General features: G+C 62.5%; 20 protein-coding genes and 3 pseudogenes. 11 read left to right on the top strand and 12 right to left on the bottom strand.

Annotated elements, in window-relative coordinates:
• Positions 1-89: 89 nt before the first annotated feature.
• The 9 genes from ACTJLC_RS29985 to ACTJLC_RS29945 all read right to left on the bottom strand — a co-directional run bounded on the left by ACTJLC_RS29985 (position 90) and on the right by ACTJLC_RS29945 (position 8,778).
• A complete protein-coding gene (locus ACTJLC_RS29985; RefSeq protein WP_310136027.1) occupies positions 90-950 on the bottom strand; it encodes an amino acid ABC transporter ATP-binding protein in 861 nt (286 codons plus the stop codon).
• Complete coding sequence (locus ACTJLC_RS29980) at positions 937-1,743, bottom strand: amino acid ABC transporter permease (protein ID WP_310136024.1); 807 nt, start codon at positions 1,741-1,743, stop codon at positions 937-939. Before ACTJLC_RS29980 ends, ACTJLC_RS29985 begins: the two co-directional genes overlap by 14 nt.
• The gene (locus ACTJLC_RS29975; RefSeq protein WP_310136021.1) at positions 1,733-2,494 is read right to left on the bottom strand and encodes an amino acid ABC transporter permease; all 762 of its coding nucleotides are present in this window, start codon (positions 2,492-2,494) and stop codon (positions 1,733-1,735) included. Before ACTJLC_RS29975 ends, ACTJLC_RS29980 begins: the two co-directional genes overlap by 11 nt.
• On the bottom strand, positions 2,491-3,336 hold the full coding sequence (locus ACTJLC_RS29970; RefSeq protein WP_374710339.1) for a transporter substrate-binding domain-containing protein: 846 nt from the start codon (positions 3,334-3,336) through the stop codon (positions 2,491-2,493). Before ACTJLC_RS29970 ends, ACTJLC_RS29975 begins: the two co-directional genes overlap by 4 nt.
• 428 nt (positions 3,337-3,764) lie before the next feature.
• On the bottom strand, positions 3,765-4,940 hold the full coding sequence (locus ACTJLC_RS29965) for an ABC transporter substrate-binding protein (protein WP_310136051.1): 1,176 nt from the start codon (positions 4,938-4,940) through the stop codon (positions 3,765-3,767).
• 158 nt (positions 4,941-5,098) lie between these two features.
• Entirely contained in the window at positions 5,099-5,674 is a 576-nt protein-coding gene (locus ACTJLC_RS29960; protein ID WP_310136018.1) for a peroxidase-related enzyme, read from the bottom strand.
• Positions 5,671-6,264, bottom strand: coding sequence for a CMD domain protein (locus ACTJLC_RS29955; RefSeq protein WP_440846106.1), 594 nt, complete (start codon positions 6,262-6,264; stop codon positions 5,671-5,673). Before ACTJLC_RS29955 ends, ACTJLC_RS29960 begins: the two co-directional genes overlap by 4 nt.
• Before the next feature lie 7 nt (positions 6,265-6,271).
• Entirely contained in the window at positions 6,272-7,762 is a 1,491-nt protein-coding gene (locus tag ACTJLC_RS29950; protein WP_310136016.1) for an NAD(P)/FAD-dependent oxidoreductase, read from the bottom strand.
• A complete protein-coding gene (locus ACTJLC_RS29945; RefSeq protein WP_310136014.1) occupies positions 7,759-8,778 on the bottom strand; it encodes a LysR family transcriptional regulator in 1,020 nt (339 codons plus the stop codon). The genes ACTJLC_RS29950 and ACTJLC_RS29945 overlap by 4 nt, the downstream gene beginning before the upstream one ends.
• A 337-nt stretch (positions 8,779-9,115) precedes the next feature.
• On the opposite strand from ACTJLC_RS29945, the gene ACTJLC_RS29940 reads away from it, so the two are divergent.
• Genes ACTJLC_RS29940 through ACTJLC_RS29925 form a run of 4 tightly spaced genes read left to right on the top strand, consistent with a single transcriptional unit; the run spans position 9,116 to position 13,836 of the window.
• Complete coding sequence (locus tag ACTJLC_RS29940) at positions 9,116-10,294, top strand: ABC transporter substrate-binding protein (RefSeq protein WP_310136013.1); 1,179 nt, start codon at positions 9,116-9,118, stop codon at positions 10,292-10,294.
• Between the two features lie 40 nt (positions 10,295-10,334).
• Entirely contained in the window at positions 10,335-12,158 is a 1,824-nt protein-coding gene (locus ACTJLC_RS29935) for an ABC transporter permease (RefSeq protein WP_310136012.1), read from the top strand.
• Positions 12,159-12,169: 11 nt separating this feature from the next.
• Positions 12,170-13,039 carry an ABC transporter ATP-binding protein gene (locus ACTJLC_RS29930; RefSeq protein ID WP_310136010.1) on the top strand — a complete coding sequence of 290 codons (870 nt, stop codon included), beginning with the start codon at positions 12,170-12,172 and terminating at the stop codon, positions 13,037-13,039.
• Positions 13,040-13,095: 56 nt separating this feature from the next.
• Positions 13,096-13,836 (top strand): ABC transporter ATP-binding protein, encoded by a 741-nt coding sequence (locus tag ACTJLC_RS29925; RefSeq protein ID WP_440846103.1) that lies wholly within the window; start codon positions 13,096-13,098, stop codon positions 13,834-13,836.
• Between the two features lie 160 nt (positions 13,837-13,996).
• Here ACTJLC_RS29925 and ACTJLC_RS29920 read toward each other — a convergent pair whose 3' ends face one another.
• The gene (locus tag ACTJLC_RS29920; protein WP_310136005.1) at positions 13,997-14,827 is read right to left on the bottom strand and encodes a VOC family protein; all 831 of its coding nucleotides are present in this window, start codon (positions 14,825-14,827) and stop codon (positions 13,997-13,999) included.
• Between the two features lie 313 nt (positions 14,828-15,140).
• On the opposite strand from ACTJLC_RS29920, the gene ACTJLC_RS29915 reads away from it, so the two are divergent.
• The 6 genes from ACTJLC_RS29915 to ACTJLC_RS29890 all read left to right on the top strand — a co-directional run bounded on the left by ACTJLC_RS29915 (position 15,141) and on the right by ACTJLC_RS29890 (position 21,851).
• Positions 15,141-15,959, top strand: coding sequence for an ABC transporter substrate-binding protein (locus ACTJLC_RS29915; RefSeq protein ID WP_310136003.1), 819 nt, complete (start codon positions 15,141-15,143; stop codon positions 15,957-15,959).
• Positions 15,960-16,057: 98 nt separating this feature from the next.
• On the top strand, positions 16,058-16,789 hold the full coding sequence (locus ACTJLC_RS29910; RefSeq protein ID WP_440846100.1) for an amino acid ABC transporter permease: 732 nt from the start codon (positions 16,058-16,060) through the stop codon (positions 16,787-16,789).
• Positions 16,786-17,541: an amino acid ABC transporter permease gene (locus ACTJLC_RS29905; RefSeq protein ID WP_310136000.1), complete on the top strand. Its 756-nt coding sequence runs from the start codon at positions 16,786-16,788 to the stop codon at positions 17,539-17,541. Before ACTJLC_RS29910 ends, ACTJLC_RS29905 begins: the two co-directional genes overlap by 4 nt.
• 870 nt (positions 17,542-18,411) lie before the next feature.
• Positions 18,412-18,594 (top strand): hypothetical protein, encoded by a 183-nt coding sequence (locus ACTJLC_RS29900; RefSeq protein ID WP_310135997.1) that lies wholly within the window; start codon positions 18,412-18,414, stop codon positions 18,592-18,594.
• A gap of 458 nt (positions 18,595-19,052) precedes the next feature.
• Positions 19,053-20,417 carry an amidohydrolase family protein gene (locus ACTJLC_RS29895; protein WP_310135995.1) on the top strand — a complete coding sequence of 455 codons (1,365 nt, stop codon included), beginning with the start codon at positions 19,053-19,055 and terminating at the stop codon, positions 20,415-20,417.
• 75 nt (positions 20,418-20,492) lie between these two features.
• Complete coding sequence (locus tag ACTJLC_RS29890) at positions 20,493-21,851, top strand: 8-oxoguanine deaminase (protein ID WP_440846097.1); 1,359 nt, start codon at positions 20,493-20,495, stop codon at positions 21,849-21,851.
• Positions 21,852-21,928: 77 nt separating this feature from the next.
• On the opposite strand, the pseudogene ACTJLC_RS29885 reads toward ACTJLC_RS29890, so the two are convergent.
• Positions 21,929-22,174 (bottom strand): annotated as a pseudogene (locus tag ACTJLC_RS29885) (DDE-type integrase/transposase/recombinase); the annotation flags it as partial.
• 574 nt (positions 22,175-22,748) lie between these two features.
• Between ACTJLC_RS29885 and ACTJLC_RS29880 the strand changes: the two are divergent.
• Positions 22,749-22,892, top strand: a pseudogene (locus ACTJLC_RS29880) (short-chain dehydrogenase/reductase); the annotation flags it as partial.
• Positions 22,893-24,196: 1,304 nt separating this feature from the next.
• On the opposite strand, the pseudogene ACTJLC_RS29875 reads toward ACTJLC_RS29880, so the two are convergent.
• Positions 24,197-24,586, bottom strand: a pseudogene (locus tag ACTJLC_RS29875) (IS91 family transposase); the annotation flags it as partial.
• Positions 24,587-25,146 lie beyond the last annotated feature (560 nt).

Genomic DNA, 25,146 nt, shown 5'->3' with positions numbered 1-25,146 from the left:
GCGTCTGCTGGGCAGACACCTCGTTTCTTTCAAGCGCGTATCCGGACTCGCGGCTCGCGCCTCGCGACGTACTCGCCGGTCCGGATTGTCTAGATCGCGAAGTGACGCAGATCCAATGCCAGCGGCGCGCGGGGCGGCGCCGCATGGGCAGTGTCCGGCGCGGACGGCGTATGCGCCAGAAACTCACGCGTACGCGGACTGACCGGCGCGCGGAACAGCGCGTTAGCCGGACCGTGTTCGACAATCACACCAGCCTCGGTGAAGTACACCGCATCGCTCACTTCCTCGGCAAAGCGCATCTCGTGCGTGACGAGCACGCAGGTCATGCCGTCCCTCACCAGATCGCGGATCACCGTCAGCACTTCGCCCACGGTCTCCGGGTCCAGCGCCGAGGTCACCTCGTCGAAGAGAATCAGATCCGGCTGCATTGCGAGCGCGCGTGCAATCGCCACACGCTGTTGCTGACCGCCCGATAGTTCGCCCGGATACGCATGGGCCTTGTTCTCGAGGCGCACCTTCTTCAGCAGATCGTAAGCGGTGCGGGTGGCGTCGGCTTTGTCGCGCCCCAGGATGCGCACGGGCGCGACAATCAGATTGTCCAAAACGCTCAGATGCGGAAACAGGTTGTATTGCTGGAACACGAAGCCGACTCGCTTGCGCAGTTCGATCTCGTCGCGTTCAGAGGCGAGCTGGTCGACACGGGTGCCGTCGACTTCGATCTCGCCGTGCTGGGGACGCAATAGCCCGGTAATGCAGCGCAAAATCGTCGACTTGCCCGACCCGGATGGTCCGATGATCGACACGGCCTGCCCGCGGAACACGTCGAGGTTGATGCCCTTGAGCACCGGCGTCGAGCCGAATGACAGATGCACGTCGCGCAACCGGACCAATGGGTGCACGCTCGCAGCGGCTGCGGATGCGGGAGCGAGCAGGACATCAGCTGAAGGCATAGCGTTTCTCGAGAAGGCGGGTGAAGCGCGCGATCGGGTAACAGTAAGCGAAGAACAAGCCGAGCACGGTGAAATAGACGAGGACCGTGAAATCCGCGCGCGCCACGGTATTGCTCGCCACCTGCGCGGCGTCCAGCAGATCGTGCACGCCCACCAGCGACGCGAGCGCGGTCGCCATCGTGATACTGGCGTACAGGTTCATCCACGGCGGCAGCATCCGCTTCACGCATTGCGGCAGGATGATCCAACGGAACACCTGGGTTCGGCTGAACGCGAGCGAACGTGCCGCATCCCACTGTGCATGAGGGATCGACTGTATCGCGCCGCGGAAGATTTCGGCGAAGTTGGCGCTGGCAGGCAGTGCGAGACCGAGCGTGACCTTGAACCAGTCGGGGAACGGCACAATGTGTCGACCGAGCGAGATTTCGAATGGGAATACGTAGGTCGAGAAATAGATCAGCACGAGGAGTGGGGCATTTCGAAACACCTGCACATAGCAGCGGACAATCAGGCGGACGCCCCGGATCGGCGACAGCAGCAAGGGGCCGAGCGCGAGACCGGCGAGTGTGCCGAGTGCGATGGCAAGCAGGCTGATTTGGATGTTGACCCATAGAGATTTGCCGAGCGCCGGCGCCCACGTAATGAGTGCGGCGAGTGCGGGAAGGCTTGGGCGATGCGCGATCTCCCTCTCGGCGAGCGCCAGCAGCGCGGCGACGCCGACCACGCCGGCAAACGCGAAGAAGGAACGGTACCGTCCGTCCCGCGCGGACACGGCGATCGATTCAGTGGACATAGCCGGGCATCCTCAGACGGACTTCGAGCCAGCGTCCGGCATGATTGATCGCAAAGGTCAGTGCCCCGAAGAACAGCAGGATCAGGATCATCAGCTCGAGCACATTGTCGCGCTGCGTCCAGATCATAATCGATGCATACGTGATGTCGCCGACGGCGATTGCAGATGCAACGGTGGTCATCTTCACCAGGTCGACCATGTTGTTGACGAGCGCGGGGAGTGCGTAGCGCAGCGCGAGCGGCAACTGCACGCTCCAAAGGCGCTGGCGGTGGCTGAAACCGAGAGACTTGGCCGCTTCGAGCGTGGTGCGCGGCACCGCTTCGATACCGGCGCGCAGGGCTTCGGCATGAAACGCGCCCTTGTGCAGCGAGATGACGGTCGCGCTCCAGACGAACGGCGTCAGCGGATTGCCGCCCAGATTGCGCAGTGCCTCGCTGAGCAACATATTGATCACCAGAAACGCGCAGAAGAGCTGCACGAGCGTCGGCGTATTGCGCGTGATCTCGACGAACACGCGAGCGGGGCGCGCAAGCACCCGGCGCTGTGAAGTGAGTAGCGCCGCCAATGCCACACCAGCGCCCAGGCTGCCGAGCGCCGTAACAAGCGAGAGTTCCAGCGTGACCAGCATGCCGTGCAGAAACGACTCGAGTTCATCGGGCGCGAGCACGAAACTGTAGTTCAGCCCGATTCTGCTGACGGCATCGACGACGCTAGTGGCGGCGTGCGAGAGCACTTGCGTCGACTCGCTCATGCACCTTGCGCCTTGTACTTCGCATGCAGATCGAGCACGGCTTGCGAGGGCTGCATGCCGTTCTTGTGCTCGACGTCGATCAGCCAGCCGGTGCGATGCCAGTCCTGCACGATTTTTTCGAGTGCGCTTTGCGTATCTGTTTCACCTTTGCGAACCCAGATCACGGACGGCGACGGAATCAGCTCGTTCGATACGGGGATCGTGTAGTCCTTCCAGTCCGGATTGCGCGCGACGAGAAGGCGCAGGGTCGGCGCGACGTGGACCGCGGCGACGCAGTTATTGCCGCGCAGCGCGAGCAGCGACTCCGGCTGGCCGCGAAATGCCTTCACTTGTGCACCATATTCTTCGGCGAGCGGCTTCGTATAGTTGCTGCCCTGCGAGACGCAGACGGGCTTGCCGCGGACGTCCTTCCAGGTCTTGATGCCGCTGTCCTTGCGGGTAATCAGCGCACCGCCGATTTCCTCGAACGGGGTGGGCGGATAGGAGAAAAGCTCCGCGCGCTCCTTGGTGACTTCCATGTTGGCGATCAGGGCATCGACCTTGCCTTGCTGCAGGAACTGCACACGGTTCGACGGCTGTACCGGCGTCAATTCGACGTCGACGCCGAGGCGTTTCGCGACGTCGTTGGCGAGATCGATATTGAAGCCGAGCGGTTTCTGTGTGGCCGGGTCCAGCGAGCCAAACGGCGGCCCGGACAGAATCACGCCGATGACGATCTTGTGCCGCTGATGAATCCGATCGAGTGTCGTGTCGGCGTGGGCGGCACTGGCGCCCATGGCTGCGAGAAGCGTCACGGCGCGCAATCCGCGCTGGAGAGTGGGGCGGGTCGGTCGGCTGAACATGAAAGATTAGGTGGAAGTCAGGTTGGATCCTGATATCGTTCCAGCCGATCGGCGTGACTTCGTTGCTATGAGGCCACCAGGATTAGCCAGAGGGGAATACAGGATGCGATTCGGGACTGGCTATTCTCGGCATGTGTGACGCCGGAAAGAACCAAGGATTTTTCATACCGTTATCTGATTCGCGCATTTGTGCAGACGCGAGCGTCGTTGAAGCGGAGAAGTGGGGGCTGCGACAGATTTTATGAAGCCCAATATCCGGCGCTTATCTTTCCATGATTCGTTATTTCGCTCGGTAGCGGCGCGCGCCTACGCTGATCAGGTGCCATGGAGAAAGCCATGACCGAAGCCGTCGGTCAGCCTTAGCAGGCTTGGGGGTGAGGCCAGCCCGGTTCCACGTTTCGTGATCGCCGGGCGCGGTATTCGAATCCTTACTTCGCCGCAACCGCAGCCTCACTACCGAGAAGCGCCCACTCCCCATTCTCGACAACGAGATTAACGCTTTTCACGCCGATGATGCGACGCGTCACAGGATCAAACGTCGCCTTCCCGAACACGACGCTCGGCACGTCATGCAACCTGGGCAGCGCGTCACGCACGCCTCGTCGATCGAGGCCACCCGTACGCAGCGCATAAGCCGCGATGATCGTAGCGTCATACGCAAACGCGTTGAAGGCGTCAGGTTGGTGGCGATACTTCGCCTGGAAGCTGCGAACGAAATGCTGAACCTCGGGGTTCGGGTCGCCCGGGAAGAAACTGGTATTGGTGGTCACGCCGTTGACGGCATGCCCGCCCAGTTCCATGAACTTCGGCGAGTACACGGAACTGGCGGCCACGATCGGCAGGGTGATGCCGCTCGTCCGCGCCTGACGCACGATCTGCGCGCCGTCCGAATAGTAGGAGATCAGCACCAGGGCATCGGGCTTCGCATCGCGCACGCGCAACAGCGTCGCGCGAAAATCCTTGTCGGTGGGCTGATAACCTTCAGCGGCCACGACCTGGGCCCCACGCGCGGCCGCCGACTTTACGAACACGTCCTTGCTCGCGCGACCCCAATCAGTATTCTGGAACAGTACGGCGATGTGCTTGAAACCCTGCTTGACCGCGAGGTCCGCGAGCAGCGGCTGGGCATCCGCCTGGCTGACCGAAGGGCTCCAGATGAAGTCGCCGCCCTTGGTGAAGTCAGGATGCGAGTTGGTGAAGCCCAACTGCACGAGACCTGCGCGCTGGTAGATCGGCGAGGCCGCCATCGAAGCCGGACTGGAGAAGTCGCCGAGTTCGATCAGAATGCGCTTGTCATCGACGAATTTTTGCGCGATGCCCACCGCCTGGCGAGGATCGCTCTGACTGTCTTCGAACACGTACTGCAACGGTCGGCCGTTGATGCCGCCCTGGCTGTTGATCTCGTCCAGCGCGAGGTCGAAGCCGGCTTTCCATTGGGCGCCATATTGCGCATTTGGGCCGGTCAACGGTCCGCTCACGCCGAAGAAAACCGGCTCGCCGCTCGCGGGCGCCGCGAACGAAACACCGTTAAAGGAGAGGGCGAGCACGGCGCCGGCGAGCGTGAAGAGGCGCCGGGACAACGAGAAAGGACGCGAGGCAGACATGGTAGTTCCCCGGAAATGAGTTGGATGGCGAGTCTCCACCGCATCACATCGCGCGACAACGAAGCGATTGGCATATCCATATTCGCTGGCGGCCGCAGTGCGGCGGCAAGCGGCCCGCTGCGATCCGCTGCGGGCGTCGATGCAATGCGAAGCGCGCTCTAGGCAGGAAACACCGGCTCGCCCAAGGTCAGCATTAGCCGGTTTGCCCACGCGAAGATCGCAATCGCGTGGCTCAAATCGAAAATCCGCGTGTCGTCGAGCCCGGCATGGCGAAGCGCGTCGAGCGAAGCCGCGCTGATCGCCTCGGGATCCAGTGTGAGATCGATCGCGTAACGGACGATGGCGCGCTCACGTTCCGTCGTGCCCGCGGTTTCCGGGTCCGAGAAGATCTGCTGGATCACGTCGTCGCGTTTGGCGAGTTGCTGGAAACGCTGCGCATGCACCGAGGCGCAGTACACGCAGCCATTGACGCGCGACACGACGGTGCTCGCCAGCTCGCGCTCGGCCCGCGACAGGCCGCCGGTTGCATACATGATGCTGTTGAACGCGCCGGAACGCTGCCGGAGAATTTCTGCTTCGTGCACGAGCAGCAGGTAATAGTCGGACGTCTTCGCTTGCGGGTGACTCGTTTCGAGCACCGCGGTCTGCGCGGGCGATGCCTGCGCGAGCGGGACCGTGTCGAGCCGGGCACGCCAGCCGAGGGTCTGCGAGGTGAAACCGTGATCCGTGCTCATGCCTGCGCCTCCAGTGCGCGCAGTGCGACAACGACCCGCACCTGATAGGTGACGAATGCGACCAGCTGCGCGAGCGCGACGATCGCACCCGTCGTCAGGCCGGCCGCCTGTAACGGCGCAAGGGCGGACCTGCCCGTATCGGCAGGGCGAAGCACCAGGGCCTCGGTATGAACGAGAATTGCCGCAAGCCGCGGGTAGGTATTTGCAAGCGTCCCCACGGTGCCGGCTGGCTCAGTGCGATGTTGCGCGATCGCATCGAGCAATAAGCTCGTTGCGTCCGCACCGTTTCCCGCCTCCGTGTCGAGTGCCAGCAAACGCTCGCGATACGCTTGCGCGGTCCGCTCGGAGCGCGAGAGTAGCGCGGCATACCACGCCGCATAGAGGCGCTCGCGCAGCGTCAGATCGGCGACCTCGTTCGAAAACAACGCGTCGTGGCTACCTTGCGTGTAACGGGTCGTGTCAGCGCGGAAGGCGCGCAGCGCGGCGACGGGCCCATCGGGCGCGAGTCCGGCCAACGCGGCAACGAAGTCATCGGTTGCGGCGGCCGATGTGGGTTCGGTCAATGCAGACATGAGATAGAGGTCGGTCAAAAAAGAGTCAGGCAGGGGTGTCGATGGTGCGAACGTCGGCGTCGGCCCATTCGTCTCCGGCGAGCTCGGCGGTGTCGAACGCTTGCAGCGCGGCGTAGTGCGCGTCCCGATCGGCGTCGAACAGCATCGCGGTGATCGCGCGTGCCAGGCGTTGCGCGCCGTCACTGATCGCGGGAATGTCGCCGGCGACCTTGCCGTGCGTCAGACTTGCGCCGTGATTGAAGCTGTGAATGCGCGAAAGCGCGGGACAGGTACCCGCGATCCGTTCCTGCAAGGCAAAGTTGCGGTCGAGGTCCGGCGAACTGCCGAGGTCGTCGTTCGGCAGTTCGGGCGCGGGTTCGAAGCGGTCTCGCCAGCGGCGCACATGCGGTGCGATCAGCGCAAACTCGTCGCGCGTGTCGATCTCCGAATGAAAACCGGTCGCGAAGATCAGGTAGTCGAGCGCGTAGCGGCCCCTGCGCGTATCGACGACCACCGTATCGCCCTCGTGGCCCACGCGCGTGAGCGGACTGGACAGATGCAGTTTCGCGTGAGGAAATCGCGCGACGCGCAGCACGCTATCGCGCGGTGGCGGCGCTTGCGTCAAAGCGGAGTAGTGCAGGAAGCGCCATTTCCATTCCTCAGGCAGGTTGGCGAAACCGTGCACGAGGCCGGGACTGCCAATACCCGTCAGCTTGTTGATGCGAGGCAAAGCATCGCGGCGCACGAACAGATCGACTTGCGCCGCGCCGGCTTCGAGCGCGGTCGCGGCATTGTCGAACGCCGATGCGCTTGCGCCCACCACGCCGACTCGCTTGCCGCGCAGCGCGTCGAAGTCGATCGCATCCGACGAGTGCGCGCGCAGGTGCAGCGGAAGATCGCGCGCCACCGCCGGAATGAATGCGCCGCCAAGTCCTTCGCGTCCGGTTGCCAGCACGACATGTCGGGCCAGCACGGTTTCGCGCTGCGCGTGGCGGCTATCGTTCGCCGGCTCGTGCACGAGATCGAGTTCGATCAGGCCGTCGCTCCGCGGACGCAGCAAGTCGACGCGCGTATCGTTGCGCACCGGCAAATCGAGCGCCCGGCGATACCAGCGCAAATACTCCATCCATTGCGTACGCGGAATCTTGTAGAGCGCGTCCCATTTCTCGCGACCGAATTGCGCTTCGTACCAGGCGCGGAACGTCAGCGCCGGCAGGCGGAGCGCGGGGCCGCTCAGTTGCTTCGGCGAACGCAGGGTCTGCATACGCGCGTAGGTGACCCACGGGCCTTCCTGGCCTTCGGGCGCCTGGTCGAAGAGCCGCTGGTTGTCGATGCCCAGCAGGCGCAACTCCGCGCTCGCCGCGAGTCCGGCCATGCCGGCGCCGATAACGGCGACGTCGAGCACGCGTCGCGCGTCGACGTTGCGCGCGGGCACCCAGGACGGCGCGGGAAGTTCGAGCCAGTCGAGGTCTTCGCGAAGCCGGGCTTCAAGCGCGGCCAATGGGGCGGACGCGGGCGGAGGATTCAATGCGGTCATGCCGGGACTCCGGTGTCGCGGTGAGAGGAGGGCGAATCGCCGGCGCTGTTTGCGCTATCCGCGCGATCGTGGGCGACCAGCGCGCCATGCTGCGACGCCGCGTGACGTACCGCGCCTGGCAGCAGAGCGTGCGACACGTCCGCGAGCGTCTCGATCATCGGGTCCACTGCGCCGGTGCGCGGCCGGCCCGACAGCGTGACGACGCCATACAGAAACGGGATCGACACGTCGAGCGGACGCACTTCGACATCGGCAAGGCGCAGGCCGAACGCGGTCACCGGATCGACAATGGCGACGCCGAGTCTTTGCTGCGCCGCCATCATCGCGTTGAGCGACGCGTTGGTTTCAAGTGCCACGTGAAGCGCAAGGCCGGCCTGACCGAATGCGCGATCGATCCGGTTACGCAGCCGATAGCGGTTGGCGAGCGTCGCGACCGGCTGTCCGGCCAGACGCGCAAGCGGCAACACAGCGTCTTGCGTCAGCGGGTCGTCCCGATGCAGTACGGCTACGCACGGCGCTTCGATGATGTAGTGCACGTCGAGGGCCGCATGATCGAGCGGAAGCGTGGCGATGCCGACATCGGCGGCACGCGAGAGCAGCGCCTGCACGACTTGCTCGGTCGAGGCGCTGCGCAGTTGAGTGTCGCCGTGAATCTGTTCCTGCCCGGGCGTTTGCGCGAGCTTCGCGATAGCCCGCGGCGCCAGCGCTGCTGCAAGCGCGGGCGTCGCCACGATGCGCAATGGCATGGGCTCATCGCGGCCGATGGCGCGCGCACTCGCACGGATCGCATCGAGGCCGATCAGCGAACGTTCCACTTCGTCATAGAGCAGAAACGCGCGACTCGTCGGCGAGACGCGCGGCCCGTTCCGGTCGAATAGCGGGTAGCCGATCTCCTGTTCGAGATCCTGGATCGTTCTCGTCACGCCGGGCTGCGAGCGACGCAGCAGGCGAGCCGCACCGGTCATGCTGCCCGTCGACATGACGGCTGAGAACGCTTCGAGTTGATGCAACTCCATGCGATGCCTCATCCATGTGATGGGTGCATTCTAGAGGCCGTTGCATGCTCGATTCTTATAATAAATTCGACTATGTATCTGACGGAACTTGTGATCCGCGGGCTCGTGCACGAGTGCATGACGACAACCCGCCGCGCACGGCACGCGCAAAAAAACCCGTAAAAGAAGGGTTTTTTAAAAGAACCGCGACATCGCTCGAGCACGGCGCAAGGCGTAATCATCCGCGCTCGTAAGCTTTGCGAATCAGCGGGAATAAGCTTTGACACTTATCTTCGTTGGCCGGCTTCCAGGCGACATGGTTACATCGTCTCACTCTATTTCATGGCGTGAGAAAAGCATGTCGATTCTGTGGAACAACAAGCGCGGTGCGGCCCGCACGCTGCTTCAACTGGCTGGCGCACTAACGATTGCCTTCGGCGCCGCAATGCCCGCCGCGAACGCGGCGGATCCGTACTGGATCGGCGTGACCGGACCGCTGAGCGGGCAGGACGCGCAATACGGCGAGCAGTGGAAGCGCGGCTTCGATCTCGCGCTCGAACAGATCAACGGCAATGGCGGCATCAACGGCCATCCGCTTAGCTACGACTTCGAAGACAGCCGCAGCGATCCGCGCCAGACCGTCGCCATCGCGCAGAAATTCGTCGACGACAAACGCATTCTTCTCGAGCTGGGCGATCTGTCGAGCGGCGCGTCGATGGCCGCGTCGCCGGTTTACCAGCGCGCCGGCCTCGTACAGTTCGGTTTCACCAACTCGCATCCTGACTTCACGAAGGGCGGCGATTACATGTGGAGCACCGCGATCAGCCAGGCGGAAGAACAGCCGATGCTCGCGCATTACGTCACCAAAGGACTCGGCTTCAAAAAGATCGCCGTGCTGTACCTGAATACCGACTGGGGCCGCACGAGTAAAGACATCTTCGCGAAGGCCGCCGCCTCGAACGGCGCACAGGTCGTCGCGGCCGAGGCCTATCAGCCGAACGAGAAGGACTTTCGCGCGACGCTCACGCGCGTGCGCAGCGCGGAGCCGGACTCGATCGTACTGATTTCATACTATTCGGACGGTGCGCAGATCGTTCGCCAGGCGCGGGCGGCCGGCGTGCACACGCCAATCGCGGCGGTCGGCTCGGTGTATTCGCCCAAGTTCCTCGATCTGGGCGGGCCCGCGGTGAATGGCGTCTATACCGAATCGAACTTCTTCCCCGGCGACCCGCGCCCGGAGGTGCAGAGTTTCGTGCAGCGCTACCGCGCCAAATACGGCGCCGAGCCGGACACGTTTGCGGCGCGTGCCTACGACGCGATGATTCTCGCGAGCGAAGTGATCCGCCGCTACGGCGCGGACCGCACGGCCTTGCATGACGGATTCGCGAAAATCAACGACGTGCCGAGCGTGATCTTCGGCAAGTTCAAGTTCGATCCGCAGACGCGCCGCGTGGCCGGTGCGAAGAACCTGGATCTGGTGATCAAGGATGGCAAATTCGCGTTGTGGGACGGCGTGAGCGCCGTGCGCCCGCAATGATCGAAGGCACTATAAACGCGGGTTACAGGACTCACACGCCATGACGGCCTGGTTCGACTACACGATCAACGGACTGATCGTCGGCAACATCTATGCGCTGCTGGCGGTCGGCCTCGCGCTGATCTTCGGCGTCTCGCATCTGATCAATTTCGCGCACGGCTCCGTGTATATGGTCGGCGGCTTCATCGGCTGGCTATGCCTGACGCGGCTCGGCTTGCCGCTGCCGGTCGCGCTCGTCGCGACCCTCGCGGGTTGCGCGCTGCTCGGCATCATCATCGAACGGATCGGTTTGAGGCCGCTGCAGGGCGCGGCGCGTATCGCGCCGCTGCTCGCCACGATCGGCATCAGCTTCGTGCTCGACCAACTCGCGCAAATCGTCTTTGGACCCGATCCACGTCCGGTGCCAAGTTCGTTGCCGGACTGGACGCTCTCGCTCGGCGGGGCGACCCTCGGCTCCCTCGATCTGCTGATCGCGGCAATCGGCATCAGCGCCGCGGCCGCGCTTTACGTGTTCCTGCGCTTCACGCGGCTCGGCTGGGCCGTGCGCGCCACCGCGCAGCATCGCGACGCCGCGCAGCAGATGGGCGTCAACGTGAATGCCGTGAATCAGGCCGTGTTCGCGATCGCCTGCGGGCTCGGCGGCCTGAGCGGCTTGCTGGTGGGCATGTACTACAACAGCATCGATCCGGCGATGGGTTTCCAGGCCACGCTGAAGGGCGTCGTCGCGCTGCTGATCGGCGGGCTGGGCAACGTGCCGGGCGCGATCGCGGGAAGCCTGCTGCTGGGGCTGGTCGAGAGTTATGGCGTGGCGCTGTTCGGCACGAGCTATCGCGACCTGTTCGCGTTCGTGCTGCTGCTGGCGTTTCTCGTCTGGCGGCCGAACGGGTTGTTCAGTTCGAATCGCCGGCTGCCGCCCGAGCCGCTTACCGGCACCTTCCTGTCCAACCGAAAGGCGGTCGGAATTCCGCGTCGCGTGATCGTCGCGGTGGTGGCGCTCGCCTTCGTCGTGCCGTTCGCAACGCCGTCGGCGTACGTGCTGCAGACGCTGACCAACGGGTGGATCTATGGGCTGCTGGCGCTCAGCCTGACACTCGTCGCGGGCACCGTCGGGCAAATTTCGCTCGGCCACGCGGCACTGCTGCTGATCGGCGCTTATGCGTCGGCGCTGCTGTCGGTGAATCTGGGCTGGTCGCCCGCGGTGACGATTCCGCTCGCCGGGCTCATCACCGCGGCCATCGGCACGCTGCTGGTGTATCCGTCGTTCCGGCTGCGCGGCCATTACGTGTCGATTGCGACGCTGGGTATCGGCGAGATCATCGGCCTCGTGGTGTTGAACTGGGACAGCCTGACGCGCGGGCCGGTCGGTGTCACCGGTATTCCGCCGTTGTCGCTGTTCGGCTGGCAATTGACCGGCGTGCGCGCGGTGTACTGGTTCACGCTCGCGGTACTCGTGCTGCTCGCGCTGCTGCAAGTGCGGCTGTTGCGCTCGCACCTTGGCCGCACATGGCGAGCGATCCGCGAGGACGACGTCGCGGCGCGCGCGTACGGCGTGCGGCCCAACCGCTATAAGGCCATCGCATTCGCCTGCGGCGGACTGGCGGCCGGCATCGGCGGCGGCATCGCGGCGCATCTGTACAGCTACATCAACTATCAGACCTTCGACTCGCAAGTGTCGATCCTTGCGCTGACGATGGTGATTCTCGGCGGTCTGGGCAGTGTGGTCGGCGCGGTGGCGGGCGCGCTCGCCCTCATCAGCCTGCCCGAACTGTTCCGCTTCGCCGCCGATTACCGCATGCTGATCTACGGCGTGATTCTGCTTCTGCTGGTGCGCTTCCGGCCGCAGGGCCTGTTCGGCGCGATATGACGGAGACGACCATGACTTCTTCTTCCAGCGGTGACGCGGACATTCTGTTCGACGTGCGGCGCGTCACGCGCCGCTTCGGCGGGCTTGTCGCCGTCGACGAGGTGAACCTCTCGGTGGCGCGCGGCGAATGCGTGAGCGTGATCGGACCAAACGGCGCGGGGAAATCCACGCTGTTCAATCTGCTGACCGGAATCGATACGCCCGACTCGGGCTCGGTGCGCTTCGGCGGCGAAGACGTGACCGGCATGGCGCCGGAACGGCTCGCCGCGCGCGGCGTCGCCCGTACGTTCCAGCATGGGCGCGTGTTCGGCAACCTGAGCGTGCTGGATAACGTGCTGGTCGGCGCGCACGCGCGCCTTGCGATGACCCGGCGCGGCTGGCCCGTGGTCGGCGCGTTCGCCGAAGTGCTGCGCGCGCTGATTGGCCCCGCGGCGGTGCGCCGCGAGGAAGCCGAGCTGCGCGACGAAGTGAAGGCGCTGCTCGCGCGTTTCGGCACACGCCTCGCGCCTCGCATCGACGAGCCGGCGCACAGCCTTTCGTATGCGAACCGCCGGCGTGTCGAAATCGCACGCGCGCTCGCGCTGCGTCCGCGCATTCTGCTGCTCGACGAGCCGACTGCCGGCATGAACGAGTCCGAGACCGCTGAAATGCTCGAGCTGATTCTCGAACTGAAACGCGACGGACTCACCATCCTGCTGATCGAGCACAAGCTCGACCTCGTGATGCGTCTGTCCGACCGCGTGCTGGTACTCGACAACGGCCGCAAGATCGCGTCGGGTCTGCCGGACGAGGTGCGCAACGATCACGCCGTGATCGAAGCCTACCTTGGACATCGACACGTCGGCGCACACGCCGGACGCAACGAAACAGCCGCCGCATGAGTACTTCGAGCCTGCACATCGTGTCGTCGAACGATTTACCCCCTACACAATTTGCCATGACTGAGCCGTTGCTGAAACTCGAGCGAATCGACACGTTCTATGGGCAGATCCAGGTCCACTTCGGCCTGAGCCTCAGCATCGGACGCGGGGAGATCGTGAGCCTGCTGGGCGGCAACGCAAGCGGCAAGTCGACGGCGATGAAAGTGATTCTCGGCCTGCACAAACCGCGAACCGGAACGATCAGCTTCGAAGGCAAACCGCTGAACGGACTGCCGACCTCGCGGATCGTGCGGCGTGGTATCGCTTCCGTGCCGGAAGCACGGCGGCTGTTCGGCGAGATGACGGTGCGCGAGAACCTGTTGATGGGCGCGTATACGCGCAACGACCGCGCCGGCATCGCAGAGGATTACGAGCGCATGCTCGAACTTTTCCCTCGCGTGAAAGAGCGGCTGACGCAACGGGCCGGCACGCTCTCGGGCGGTGAGCAACAGATGCTCGCGATGGCGCGCGCGCTGATGAGCCGTCCGGCGCTGGTCTGCATGGACGAACCGACGATGGGCCTGTCGCCGCTTTATGTCGACAAGGTGCTCGAACTGATCCAGACCATCAACCGGCAGGGCATCACATTCTTCATGGTCGAGCAGAACGCGAGCCTTGCGTTGCAGATCGCGCATCGCGGCTATGTGCTGCAGACCGGCCGTGTGGTGTTGTCGGGCACCGCAAGCGAACTGCTCGGCGATCAACGGATTCGCGATGCTTATCTCGGCGGATCGCTTGCGGCGGAAACGGCGTCGTGAGCGCGCTGGTATAACGTGCGCGATCTGCCCGGGCCGATCGCCTGGCGTCCGCGACCCTGTGCGTCGGGACGGGAGGCGTTCGGCGCGATGACCATTGAGAGAGGCCGGTGCAGCATGCCGTCGGCGGTCGGTTGACGGCCCACTCGCCGACAGTCGGGGCTCAGAACCCTGCCACGAGTTCGAGGATCGCGCCGTGGGTGAGTTCGCGTGCGAATTCGTGCGGCGAGCCGCCCGCCTGCGTTTCCAATGCGACGGCGAAGATGCCTTCACCTCGTGTGGCGAGGTGTCGACGGATGTCGGATGCCAGGCCTTTAGCGGGTTCGTCAGCCGCGCCTGTCGGACTTGGTGGACTTGACGGACTGACGAGCGTCAATGTCGTCGTGCCGAGCGGCAGGATGGCGAACCGGATGCCGTAGCCGGGCAGCGGAGCGCGATGCGCACTGAACTCGTCGAGCAACGCGCGATACCGCGCGAGGCTGGCATCCAGATCGTGCACGGCGAGCGTGATATTCGCCACGCCTTGCGCGCCATTGGCGTGATGACGCACGTCACCTTCGGCGACGCGTAAGTGACGCGGCGTCAGATCTCCGCACAAAAAAGGCACGTCCGCGCTGCGCGGCTTGCCGATCTGCCATTCGAGCCGCTCGCCGTCAGGGCGCACGCGTCCGCCGGCGATGGGGCCGTCGTAGAGCAAACCGCGCCCGTGCGCGGCATCGATCGTTGCCGCGACCGATGGCGGCAGGAGCGCGAAATCGACAAAGCCGTCGCCGATACGATTGCCGGCGTGCCACCAGCGATGTTCCGGTGCGTCGCGCAAAAAGGCGATCAGCTCGACATAGCTGCCGTCCGCGAAACCGATCAACGCGTTGTGCGTGGCGCCGTCGGCATGCGTGCCGCCGCGCCGCACCGTAAAGCCCAGCGAGCTGAAATGGACGATGGTCGCTTCGAGATCCTGCACGCGGATCACGATGTGGTCGAGTGAAAGGGACATGCCGGCTTGACTCTTCAGAAGGGTGGCCGACGAGTATGCGAAGCCGTCGGCAAAAACACTAGCGACGGATTGTCGATTGCATAGTGCGTTGCGTGGGATAGGCGACGGGTTCTGCGCGGACAGCCGGACTGAAAACGTGGGCGCGAACACGGGACCCGGCCGCGCGCGCCATGCATTATCAGCAAGGCTGCTTAGCACCTGAAAATTGCTTGGTTTGTGCCGTCCGCGAGCGTTGTTAGAGTCCACGTCTCACGCTAAGGGCACGCGCCGTTCGACCTCGCGCGAGCCATCAAAACAACAGGAAACCACCGCTATGAATCTCAGAGTGCTTGGCGCAGTGATCGCCGGAAGTCTGCTTGTCATGTCCGCCGCCGCGCACGCGGATCGCCTCGACGACATCAAGAAAGCGGGTGTATTGCGCGTGGCCGCCTTCGACAGCAATCCGCCGTTCGGTTTCGTCGACCCGAAGAGCAATCAGATCGTCGGGCTCGACGTCGATTATGCGCGAGCGCTCGCCACGCGCCTCGGCGTCAAGCTCGAAATCCAGCCGACCAATCCGGCGAACCGCATCGCCTTCCTGAAGTCGGGCAAGGTCGACCTGGTGTTCGCCAACTTCACGATTACCGACGACCGCAAGAAGGAAGTGGATTTCAGCATCCCGTATTTTGCGTCGGGCACGCAATTCATCGCGAAGAAAGGCACGCTCACCTCGCCGCAGCAGTTGAACGGTTTGCGGATCGGCGCCGACAAAGGCACGACCAATGAGCAGCAGGTGCGCGCGCAATTCCCGAGCGCGACGATCATCGCTTACGACGACACGCCGTTCGCGTTCGCCGCGCTTCGCACGGGCAATGTGCAGGCCATCACGCAGGACGGACCGAAGCTCGTCGCGTTGCTGGCGAAGGTGCCGGACAAGGCGAACTACGAGATCCCGCCGTTCACGATCTCCAATGACTACGAAGGCGTGGGCGTGCCGAAGGGCGAGACGCGCCTGCTGAATGTCGTCAACGACACGCTGAAGGATCTGGAAGCCAAGGGCACGGCGGGCACGATCTACGATGCCTGGTTCGGCCCGAAGAGCGCCGCGCCGCTGCCGCGTCTGTTCAAGATCGGCGATCCGCAGAAGAGCTGACGCCCCTCGCTTGACAGCCGCTCGACATGGCCCGGTCACGGAACGCGTGACCGGGCCTTCTTGCTGATACAGGACCGCGTTTTTTCCGAAGGCATTTCATGAACTTCTGGCTGGACCCGCGCTATCTCGGCTGGCTCGCCCACGGCTTTCTCATCACGCTGATCCTTTCGGCGTGCGTGAGCGTGTGCGCGACGCTGCTTGGATTCGGGCTGGCGATGGCCCACATCGCGCAACATCGTCCGGTCGCCGCGGCGGCGAAGGTCTACATACTCGTGTTTCGCAATTCTCCGCTGCTCGTCCAATTGCCGTTCAGGTACTTCGGCGCGGCGACGCTGCTGCCTCCAGCGTGGATGACATGGCTGAACACGCCGCATGTATCGAGCGCCGGGCCGTTTGCGCTGCACTGGCCGAGCTTCGAACTGCTTGCCGGGTGGCTCGGCCTGACCTGCTACAGCACCGCTTTTATCGCGGAGGAGTTTCGCGCCGGAATCCGCGGCGTGGGCATCGCGCAATATCAGGCGAGCGCGGCATTGGGCATGACGCGTTACGCGACCTTGCGGCACGTGGTGCTGCCGCAAGCGATGCGGATCGCCACGCCGCCGCTCGCGGGGCAATACATGAATATCGTAAAGAACTCGTCGCTGACGATGGCGATCGGCGTGGCCGAGTTGTCTTATATGTCGCGTCAGGTCGACACGGAAAGCTTCCGGACTTTTCAGGCGTTCGGCACGGCAACCGTGCTGTATGTCGGCACCATCGCGCTGATCGAAATGGCCCTGGTGATCTGGCAGCACACCGGCGTGCGGGCGTTGCAACGGGGGCGAGCATGACCGCGCTCGAGTGGCTGCCGACGCTGCGCTATCTGCTGCTCGGTGCGTTTCCCAACGGGCCGCTGGGCGGCGCGGCGCTCACGGTCGTGCTCTCGGTGGTGTCGGCGGTGCTGTCCGCCGTCGTGGGTTTGGCGGGCGGCGTGGCGCTCTCGCTGACACGCGGCGGCGCACATCTGCTGCTGCTCGGAATCGTCGCGTTTTTCCGCGCGATTCCGGTGCTGATGCTGATCTTCTGGACCTTCTTCCTGATGCCGATCCTGCTGCATATCGATGTGCCGGGTCTGGTCGCGGTGGTCTGCGCGCTATCGCTGATCGGCGGCGCGTATCTGTCGCATACCGTGCATGCGGGGATCGTGTCGGTCGGCGCGGGCCAGCAGCAGGCGGCGCTGTCGCTCGGGCTCACGCGCTGGCAGGCGTTGCGTCACGTGGTGTTGCCGCAGGCGGCGCGCATCATGATGCCGTCATTCGTGAATCAATGGGTGTCGCTAGTCAAGGACACCTCGCTCGCGTATATCGTCGGCGTGCCGGAATTCACGTTTCTCGCCAATCAGGTCAACAGCCGCCTGATGATCTATCCCGCGCAGATTTTCGTGTTCGTCGGCATCGTGTATCTGGTTTTGTGCTCGGCGCTGCAGTGGATTGCGTCTCGCGTGTTGTTGCGTGAACGGCCGGCTCACGCCACGGGCATCGATGCGGAAACGGAAACGACCGGTACGGTGCGCGGTAAAGAGCACGGCGTGGCGGTGCCATGACGCGATGAGCTTGCGCATCGGCCGCGGCCAGTCGATGTGACGCCCGCTCGCTTGATCACCAGATTTTCCGGCGAATAGTACGCGTAATCGAGCTTCAGTTCGGCTGGCAGTGCGGCGTGTGCCGCGCCCGGCGCGAGGCTTGTCAGTGCTGAAGCGGCAACGGCCGCGGCCAGCGGAAGACTGCGCACGGCAGCCGGCGCGCCCCTGGGCGCCTGGATGATCGACAGTCGTGCTGCGCCCCAAGAAAATGGCATGGCAGGTCCTTTGCTTTGTTCCGTTATGACCGTTGAATGTACCAGGTCGCGTTGGCAAACGAACCGATAAAAGCTCGCAACCAAAGCACGTCGCGCGCAATGGTCGCGGTGACGCCGTCATGACAGCGCGGCCTCCGTTTTGGTTGCTTGAAGGCGACTACGTATATATGAAAGGAAACACGGAGCTGGACAACAATCACGCCCATCAGATAACGGCGACTGTATCAAGCTACTTGTCGAAGAAAACACTAGTTTATGTTCAAGGGGCTAACCAACGCGCGAGCTCTGGAGCAAGAGCACAAATCAATTATGTCTTCACCGGGTCTAGCACCTCGGCACAAGCGATAGCCCGTGTAGGCATGAAGCTAGTGTTCTGAGCATTCGCGCTGCTGCCAGTAGCGGGGCACCGGTAGTTAAGGGATACACGCTTCGTACGTTGTGGTGCGAGCCATCGCTCCCGTGAGCGGCCAGCAGGGCGCGAGCAAGGCGAATCGCGGTGAAACGGTATTGCGCAAACAGGACGCGGAAGAAGTGTTAGCGGGCGCACGCGAGACGCCTTGCAGAATCGTGTGATTGATTCCTGATTCCCTCGATTGATCAACCAATTGGAGAAAAGATGTCTACCGTCTTGAGAGAACGTCGCCCGTTGAACTTCCGTCAACGCATCGACTATGAGCGTGATCTTGTCGATCGGCCAGTCTTTACCGACGATGAAATCTACAAGGTTGAGCTGAACCGCGTATTTGGGCGGGCATGGCTCTTCATGTGTCACGACTTGATGGAAACGGCATGCGTGTAGCCGTCCAGATAATCGAACCTGGATTTGGGGATTCGAATGTGATGAAGGCGTCGAAGGCACTTCAGTCCATCTTTCCGATTCAGTGGCGGGCCCCCCTTCCTCTTTGAGCTGGTTCGGGCCCGTGAACCTACTCGCTTGTTGGCTCACATACTTGCAACACGTCCGTCGTTTCCGCGCCTGCCGCCGTCCGAAGTGCCTATCGATCCATCGGCGCCGAATGTTCGAGGACAAGGCATTGACGTGACCGTTCAGTGATCGAATTTTTTATTCTTGCATCTGAAGGGGGAGTTGTGATGAAATGTAAACGCTGCGACATTTTATTTTTCTCGCATCCCTCTCTAAGCAGCCGGAGGTGGGGATGAACTCTTCCAGGAAGGGTATCGAGAAAGAGTAATGTCGCATCTTCACCGGCCTTCGGCCACGTTGCGACGTTGCTCTATGACATGAGGAACGAAGCAATGACCAGTTTCATTGTGACCCCTATCGCTTACGGGCTTACCGGTAAAACGGGAATCGAATCGCGCTTCAATGGTGCGCTCCGCGTCGAAAATGGCGTGATCACAGCCATCGGCGATTTGCAAGCGAGGGAGGGCGAACGGATCGTCGACGCGACGGGCTGTGTCGTGTGTCCCGGATTCGTCAACACGCATCACCATCTGTTCCAGAGCATCATGAAATCCGTCCCGTCGGCGATGAACGCCGGGTTGGACAAGTGGGTCATGGACGTTCCCTATACGTTCTGGCCGAAAATCGACGAACACGCGATGACGGTTTCTGCGACTATTGGCATAGCAGAGCTTGTGCTATCGGGGGCGACCACCATCGCCGACCAGCATTACATTTTCTCTGACCGATACGATTTCGATCCCGCCCAGGTGCTGTTCGATACAGCAGGAAAATTTGGCGCGAGGTTCGTCCTCGGCCGTGGCGGACTCACGCACGGCCGGCCGTGGCATAGCGCAGACATGCCTCCGCCTCCGACCGATACGCTGGATCAGATGATCGCGGGACTCGAATCGGCGAAGAATCGCTGGCACGATCCATCACCAATGTCGATGCGACGAGTAGCAGCAGCACCGGTGACGACCGTATTCAACATGCGGGAAGGTGAGGTTCGCGAACTGGCGCGTGCTACCCGTCAGCTAGGTTTGCGAATGCATACGCATCTGTCCGAGAACGACACCTACGTTCGATCGACCATGGAGCGCTTTGGCAAGCGTCCCGTTCACTGGATGGCAGATCAGGAATGGTTGGGCCCGGACGTCTGGTTCGCGCATCTCGTGAAGTGCGACAGGAGCGAGATCGAACTGCTGGCCGAGACGGGCACGGCCATGGCTCATTGTCCCCAATCGAATGCGCGTCTTGGTTCGGGTATTGCGCCGGCCCCGGCGATGCATGACGCGGGCGGAATCATCTCGCTCGCCGTCGACGGAACCGCCGCCAACGAGGCAGGAGACATGGCACAGGCGATCTACTCGGCGTTCACAGTTCATCGAGCGACTGGACGTGCCGACGCCACGCAGGCGGAAACCGTGATGAACTGGGCGACACAGGGCGGCGCACGGGCGCTTGGATTCGAGGGTATCGGGACATTGGAGGTCGGCAAGGCGGCCGATCTGGTCTTGCTGGATCTGGATCAGCCGCGTTACTTCGGGCAGCATGATCCCACCATTGCGCCGATCGTCTCCGGTGGACAGTTCTCGGTTCGACACTCGTTTGCGAACGGTCGCGAACTGGTAGTGAATGGACAGGTGCCTTGGCTCGATATGCGACAACTCAGGCAGGACGCAGAGCAGGTCGTCACGAAGCTGCTGACCAGCTAGAAATCGATTTCGAGGTGACGCCGTCGTTTCGATAACGACGGCGTCATCCACCATGCCGACTATCCAGACCAATCAATGAACCCTACTGCAATTTCAAATCAGCGCCTGTGGCTTCGCAGTCCATTGGCGATTCTTTCTGACAACGCCGACGGCGGGATCGTCATCGAAGGGACAACGATCGTCGAGAAAGTGCCGTCCGGTGCGACGCCTTCGACACCGGTCGATAGCGTCTTCGATGCATCGAATCACGTTGTCATTCCTGGCCTGATCAATACCCACCATCATTTTTTCCAAACGTTCACTCGAGCGCATCCGCTCGCGCTGAACAAGCCATTATTTCCCTGGCTCGAAGCGCTGTACAAAGTCTGGAAGAATTTCACACCCGAGGCATTTCAACTCGCGACGCGGTTAGCCTACGTGGAACTGCTTTTATCCGGCTGCACGACAGCGGCCGATCACCACTACATCTTTCCACGCGGCATGGAGGACTCCGTCGACGCTCAGGTCGACGAGGCGCTATCGCTTGGCGTTCGAGCCGTTGTAACACGAGGGTCCATGAGTGTCCGGCAGGGCGATCTCACGCCACAGGATCTTTCGCAGGAGGAAGACGTCATCCTGGCGGACTGTGAGCGAGTTCTCGGCCGGTACCACGATCGACGCGAAGGCGCCATGATTCAGATTGGCCTGTCGCCTTGCTCTCCATTCAATGCAACTAAAGACCTGATGAGGGCAACGGCAAGCCTCGCAGACAAATACGATTGCCGGCTGCATACTCACCTGGGCGAAACGCTCGACGAACTGGCGTTCTGCCTCGCGAATTTCAATCAGCGTCCCGTCGATTACCTCGAAGACGTCGGTTGGATGTCTTCTCGCACCTGGATTGCGCACGGAATCCATTTCAACGACGACGAGGTGAACCGGCTGGGACGTGCGGGTGTGGGCGTCTGTCATTGCCCGGGTTCCAACATGGTTCTCGCGTCGGGACGGTGTCGAACATGTGAACTGGAAGCGGCGGGAAGCCCCATCGGTCTCGGGGTTGACGGTTCGGCATCCAACGACAGTTCGAATCTGATGGAAGCTGTCCGGCACGCGCTCATGCTCAACCGGTTGACCTACGGCGCGGAGCAAGTCACTCACCTTGACGCGTTGAGATGGGCAACCGAAGGGTCTGCGGCCTGCCTGGGGCGATCTGACATCGGGCAGATCGCCGTCGGAAAGCAAGCAGATCTGGCTCTTTTCAAGCTCGATGAACTGCGCTTCGCCGGAAGTCACGATCCGCTGGCCGCGCTTGTCTTATGCGGAGCACACCGGGCCGACCGCGTGATGGTCGCGGGCCGGTGGGTCGCCGAGGACGGGCAGGTCAAGAACGTGGACACGGAGCGGTTGCAGGCCACTTGTGCCGATCTCGCGAAACGGCTGTTTGCTAACGCCTGATTTTCGAAGAGGAGTAATTTTCTCGGCTCTGGTGCAAATTTCAGCGGATATCGAAAAACGGCGTATTCGCCGCTACCTCACCGAGCGGAAAAAACTGCCTTCCAAACAGCGGGCGCAGTGGAATCTTTGAGGCGCAGGTTCGTGAGATCGAACTGAGCTTTGCGAATGCGATGCGTCAGCTCGATGCCCGAGATCGTAACGGCCGCGTTCCGGAAACTTTTGAAGCCGAGCATCGCGTTGACCCTGGACTTGATGTTGCGACGATCTTGCTCGATCGGGTTGTTCAAGTACTTCGAGGATCGCAACGTCGTGTCTTTGGGCAGTAACTCATTGCAGCGAAGAGTCATGCTCAAAGCAATGTACGAACACGGCCGCGACCGCCGTCGCTACTACTCTTACCTCGCAAAGGCCCTTACTTTTACTTCATCGGACGCCTGGGCGTCGCTTCGTCTGCGACGCGATCCCGCTAGAGGAGCTATTTGTCGACCACCCGGCGTGCCTTGTAGGGCGGGCTGCCAAGCAGGATCGATCCGGAATGTATCCGTTTCGTGTCGCGGGGCGGGGTGGTGTTGATGAGCAAGCTGGGAGTCCTTGAAACCGCGCCGTCCGGTGCCGCCTTCCCGGCTAGCAACGAAGCCCAGACGGTGCGGAGCACCAACCATCGATTTCACAGTGTCAGGCCCGGCAGGTACGTCCGACCGAGCACGCGTCCAGCAATCGAAGATCTCTGTGCTCGACATAACGGACCGCACCCACGCGGAAAACTCGCCAATCAGAGGCAGGCCGTCCTCAAGGAAAGCGGAAGGCGCATTGAAATCGGCGTCTCCGTATCGGAAGCCAAACGTTCGTAATGCAGTGCGCCACTGTGTGCCGCCGCCTCACGCTCGCGTTGATCGCGCCCGGGTCGATGCAGAAGACCCGCCGTTGGGTCTTCCGCTCGGCACCGACGCGCTGGCTGTGATCGCCGCGAAGAACGCTTACGTGGCGCAGGAAACAGAGACGTGGGAGGCGCCCGCGGCATCGACTGACTTCGCCGCCTGAGCGGGAACGGAGCGGGCCGGCTACGGTGTGCCGGGACCGGCACACCGCGAACGTCGGCGGGACGATCGTTGATCTGGCGCAAGCCGGTGCGACAGGGGACCACAGGGATGCGACCGGGTGGAGCGATACCATCAATACGTCGTTAAACACAGCACTTGCGTGATCGCGCCGTGTACGCACGGACGAAGCAGTGGTGTTGTGGAAGTCAATCGCACTAGTCGGGAGTATGAAATGTCTGCCACCTCCGTTCTCACCAGCATGGCCCCCATGTGGGGAATCCTTCTCATCGCATCCGGCACGGCCGCGTACCTCGTGTTCTGGCGCAAGGTCATCAAATAAGCGCGCGCGTCTTTTTCGATCGACTCACGATTGCAGCGAGCTGACACAAGGTGCGGGTTTGTCCTTTGCCGCAACCGACGCTCGCGAAATCGTGAGGCTCGCCGTGGCCAGCGCGAGAAACACGAGCGAACTGGCGATGACGGTGGCGAAACCAAGCGTCGGATAAACCCATCCCGCGACGGCCGACGTAGAGCGCCATAAGGGTGTCAACACCCGCACCACTCGGCGACGACGCGAACCAATGCCCCAGTGACAGCTTTGCTTCCACTGGGAGCGCAATGAAAGTGTCACTTCGCCTCAGTCCGAAGTAACTCTGTCACTTCGCATCGCGAGCTTTGGCCTCAGATTCATCGTCTTGATTCGGCAAAAGAAATCGCGGCACGGATGCGGTCGCTTGCGTGGTTCCGCCGGGTACGCGCGGTGCGAATTGCCTCGGAGCGGTTAAAAAAGTTGCTATTGCGATAAGGCAGAGATTTTTTGGCGAAGCGCAGACGGCGCAACAGGCCTGCATTGGCACGACGTGCGGGCCGTCTGTGCTCCGCTAAAAATTCTTTGAGCTAAACCGCTCCGCTGACGGTTGCGGCTATGGGCATTGAATGGAAGCGCCTGCATGCGATGTTCTCGACGACAGTGTTCGTGGCATCCGGGATGAACGGCCTGCGGACCGGTTCGAGGATGGAGTCTCCGCAGAACGCATGTGATTAACAGACGCTGCAGAGTGCGGCAGGCGACGGTGGGGGACGTCTGGCCGAGCGTGTCCAACGGCGCCGGCGGGACGTACTGGAACCGATGTTGTGGTCGAGCGAATCGGAATTCATAAGGGACTCGCCGGTGGAGGTCGCGGCGCCGCAGAGGGTAACAGGCGGTCAATGCAGAACATGCGTCCGCGCGTGCACACGGGACAGTCGCGCAGCGACCGGCCGGTCAGTTTCGCGTAGCGGTCGCGATAGTCAGGTTCGGCCGCGCTGCAGCGTTTCGGCCGTGGCCTGAAACAGGATGTCGTAGACCACCCGCTTGTTCTGGAACGCGATCGACGCGATCTGTTCGGGGATGGTGAAGACAACGTGGAAGTACGGCACGGGCAGCAGGTCGGCCTGGCGGTCGTGAAGCCATTGCGCGCGGGCGAGCGACTGGCACTTCGGACAGTGCCGGTTACGACAGGAGTTATAGGCAATGCGCTGATGTCCGCAGGTGTCGCACTGCTCGACGAGGCCACCCAGCGCTGCGGTACGATATTGCTCGATCGCACTCATGACGCGACGCTGCTCGTGGCTGAGCGAGCAGACATGCAGTTCCCTATAGGTTGGGCCGTGGCGCCGCAGAACGTCCGCCAGTTCCAGCACGGCGCGGACAATCTCAGCGACAATTCGAACGGAGCCGTCCGGATCCACCCCATCAAATGCCAGCACTCGCCATGGAGGGTTACCCGTTAAGTCAAACGCAAAAAGCTCGAGGCCGCCATTTCCGCCGAATACGAACTGTCCCGGATAAAGATCGATTTGTTTTGGATTGCCTGCGTCCTCCGCTCTATCCAGGCAGAACTGGTCATATACAGACATGGGCCCCTCTCCGCCGTTGTTAAATTTGAGTAATTCGACGTATGCGGCCCCGCTATGTCTCGCAGTTCGTCAGTGGCGGCTTGCGACGCACCCTCGACTTTCAACCATTTCTCTACGTCAATTTCCCGCACCCTTACCCCAAAACCAAATCTCTTGGTATGACCTGTCACGACGTCAAATAGCGGGCGTAGTGGTGATCGAGCGCCGAATTCTTGATGGCAGCGAGCTATTTCTATTGTAAGCGACTCGGCCCGACCGTTTCCCGATGCTGATTTTTCCAAAGCATGATGGGCGCGTTTAGATTGACGGAGCCAGTCAGCCATGTCGAACGCAGGGGCGCGAGCCCATCCCCATCG

Source organism: Paraburkholderia sp. 22099 (assembly GCF_052045835.1).
Classification (GTDB): Bacteria; Pseudomonadota; Gammaproteobacteria; order Burkholderiales; family Burkholderiaceae; genus Paraburkholderia; species Paraburkholderia terricola.
This window is presented reverse-complemented; position numbering and strand designations above follow the sequence as displayed.